This window comes from Dietzia sp. UBA5065, assembly GCA_002415925.1.
Lineage (GTDB): Bacteria > Actinomycetota > Actinomycetes > Mycobacteriales > Mycobacteriaceae > Dietzia.
In genome coordinates, this window is sequence record DIAZ01000168.1 from 1,171 (window position 1) to 4,409 (window position 3,239).

Sequence of the window (3,239 nt, forward strand, 5' to 3'; positions counted from 1 at the left end):
GGCACGGCGTACACGCCCACCTCGGCCACGTCGGGGTGGCGCCGCAGGACGCGTTCGATCGGCGCCGCGGCCAGGTTCTCCCCGTCCACCCGCATCCACCCACCGGACCGGCCCGCGAAGTAGACCCATCCGTCGTCGTCGACGTACGCGAGGTCGCCGGAGTGGAACCGGCCGCCGCGCATCCTCTCTGCGTCGGCGGCGGGGTCGCCGTAATACCCGGAGAACAGGCCCGGCCCGTCGGCGACCATCTCACCCACGGACTCGTCGGCGTTGAGCAGGACACCGGCGTCGTCGAAGCGGGCGCGGGGGCACTCGTCCCCGGACTCCGGGTCGACGATCCGCACCCCGTCCGGCAGTGGACCGAGCGCGGCGTCGGGGGTGCCGGGCGTACGGGTGACGGAGATGCCGCCCTCGCTGGAACCGAACCCGTCCACCACGGTGACGCCGAAGCGCCGGGCGAACTCGCGGCGCACGTCGGCGGGCGCCTCGTTGCCGTAGACCACGCGCATCGGGTTGTCGGCGTCGTCGGGCCGCTCGGGGGTGGCCAGGATGTAGGAGAGCGGCGCGCCGACGTAGTTGGCGAAGGTGCATCCGTGTCGCCGGACGTCGTCGAGCCAGTTGGAGGCGGAGAAGCGACGCCGCAGGGCGATCGAGCATCCGGAGTACAGGGCGATCGGCCACGCCACCATCACGGCGTTGGAGTGGAACAGCGGCATCGCGCTGTACACGCAGTCGTCCGCGCCGATCCCGAACCTCTCGGCGAGCATGCGGCCGGGCACGGAGATCTTGCTCTGCGTGATCCGGACGGCCTTGGGGTCGCCGCTCGTGCCCGAGGTGAACACCAGCGCGACGAGGTCGTCCGGGCCGGCTGGCACGTCCGCCACCTCGGGGAGCGCCGCGCCGGCATGCCGGTCCAGCAGCGCGGTCCACTCGGGGGAGTCGACGGAGACCACGGGCACGCCGGGGTCGAGCCCGTCGAGCAGTGCGGCGTTGTCGGCGTCCGTGAGGATGAGCGCGCAGTCGGCGAGGGCCGCGTCGCGGATCAGGGCCTCGCCGCGCCGCGTGGGGTTGAGCCCGGCCACGACGAGCTTCGAGCATGCCGCCGCGCCGAGCAGGTGGAGGTACTCGGGCGTGCCGGCCAGGAGGAGGCCGACGTGGGGACGTGCCGGTGGTGACGACGACGACGATGACGACGACGAGGTCATCAGTTCCCGTAGCGCCGCGATCCGCACGGCCACCGCACCGACGGCCTCCGACCAGGGCGTGAGCCGGCCCTCGGACCAGATTCCGCGGTCGCCGACGGCGGACAGGGCGTGCACCGCGTCGGCGACGGAGGTGAACGGCTGGGCGGCGACGTCCGCGATCGTCTTCACCGCGCCGCTCACGCCGAGTACTCCCAGGGGTCGCCCGCGGTGGCCAGCACGTCGCCCAGGTCGAGCAGTTGCCGGGTGGCGCCGCCGAGGCGGAACTCGTCGGCCTTCGCGGCGAGGAAGTAGCGGTGGGCGGGCTCGGAGCGGTCCAACCCGACGCCGCCGTGGACGTGCACGGCGGTGTGGGCGAGGCGGTGGCCGGCGTCGCAGGCCCAGAAGTGGGCGGAGGCCACCGCCGCGTGTGCGGTCGGTCCGGGGTCGCCGCTACAGGCGTCGAGTTCGTAGGCGGCGCGCAGGGTGCTCAACCGGACGGCGTCGACGTCGATGGACCCGTCCGCCAGGCGGGCGGCGACGGCCTGGAACGTGCCGATGGGCCGACCGAACTGGTGGCGGGTGCTCGCGTACGCGGCGGTGCGCTCGAGCGCGGCCTCGATCACGCCCCACTGGTGGGCGGCAAGGTGGACGCGGCGGCGCAGGGCATCGAACTCGAGCGCCCCGGCGGCGAGCGCGGTGGCGGCACCGGGGTCACCGGTGACGAGCCCGCTGCACGAGTAGTCGACGGGGACCGTGCGTTCCACGGTGGCCGCCGCGCCGTCCGCCACGTGTAGGCCGTCGGCCGAAGACCGGACGATCACATCGGCGATCGGCGCCCAGTCCACCTCCGGTGCGGAGCCGGACCAGCCGTCGGCGACAGCGGCGATCTCGCGCCCCTCCGCCACGGCGGTGGCGCGGTCGGTCTGCCCGGCCGCCTCGAGCAGGTGGGCCGCGCGTATCGCGGGGGACAGGGGCACCGGGGCGACGACCCGGCCCAACTCGCGTAGGACCAGGGCCTCGCCGATCACCCCCAGCCCGGCGCCGCCGAGCGACTCCGGGGCGAGGGCGGCCGGGACGCCGGCCCGGACCAGTTCCTCCCAGTATCGGGCGTGGAACCGGGCGGTGTCGCGGTCGGTTCCGCCGGACTCGGTGCCGGGGCCGAACCGGGCGTCGAGTTCCCGCAGGGAGTCGTCGGTGACCAGACGCTCGCCCATGTCACGGACGAGGGCGGTCAGTTCCGCGGTGGTGTCGTCGACGGAGAAATCCATGTCAGCGCTCCTTCCGGGCGGTGCTGGCGGACGGCGCGGGGGCGACACGTGGCGCCGGGGGCAGCCCCAGGCCGGCGGTGGCGATGATGTCGCGCTGCACCTCGTTGGTGCCGCCCCCGAAGGTGAGGATGAGCGCCGATCGGTGGAGGCGCTCGATGCGCCCGTGCAGAGCGGCGGTCGGGGAGTGGGAGCGCTGGTAGCCGCTCGATCCGAGGACCTCCATGAGCAACCGGTAGGCCTCGCACGCAGTCTCGGTCCCGTACACCTTGGTCGCCGACGCGGCGATGCGGGTGGGCGCGGCGGTGTCCGCGGAGACGATCTCCCAGTTGCGCAGGGCCAGGTACTCGGCCATCGCGTGGACGCGGGCCAGGTGGGTCCGCACCCACTCGTTGTCCATGACGGTGCCGTCCCCGGGCATGCCGACGTCCGCCGAGCGGGTGGTGCGCGCCCACTGCACGACCTGCCGCAGTGAGGCCTGCAGCGGCCCCGCCGAGGTCAGGGCGACGCGCTCGTGGTTGAGCTGGTTGGTCATGAGCGGCCAGCCGCCGTGCTCGGGGCCCACGAGGTTGCTCGCCGGGACCACCACGTCCTGGTAATAGGTGGCACTGGTGTCCGGGCCGGCCATCGTGTGGACCGGGGTCCACGAGAAGCCCTCGGCGTCGGTGGGCACCATGATCATGGAGATGCCCTTGTGGCGCTTGGCGTCCGGATCGGTGCGCGCGGCCAGCCAGATCCAGTCGGCGTACGCCACCAGCGACGTCCACATCTTCTGACCGTTGATCCGGTA

General features: G+C 73.6%; 3 protein-coding genes. All 3 read right to left on the reverse strand.

Features of this window, described 5'->3' with window-relative positions:
- The coding region (locus tag B4M60_RS13545) for an AMP-binding protein (protein ID WP_291085036.1) at positions 1 to 1,385 on the reverse strand (1,385 nt) is incomplete at its 3' end.
- Positions 1,382 to 2,452 (reverse strand): acyl-CoA dehydrogenase family protein, encoded by a 1,071-nt coding sequence (locus tag B4M60_RS13550; protein ID WP_291085038.1) that lies wholly within the window; start codon positions 2,450 to 2,452, stop codon positions 1,382 to 1,384. The genes B4M60_RS13545 and B4M60_RS13550, both read right to left, overlap by 4 nt.
- Before the next feature lies 1 nt (position 2,453).
- On the reverse strand, positions 2,454 to 3,239 hold a 786-nt coding region (locus tag B4M60_RS13555; protein ID WP_291085041.1), incomplete at its 5' end, for an acyl-CoA dehydrogenase family protein.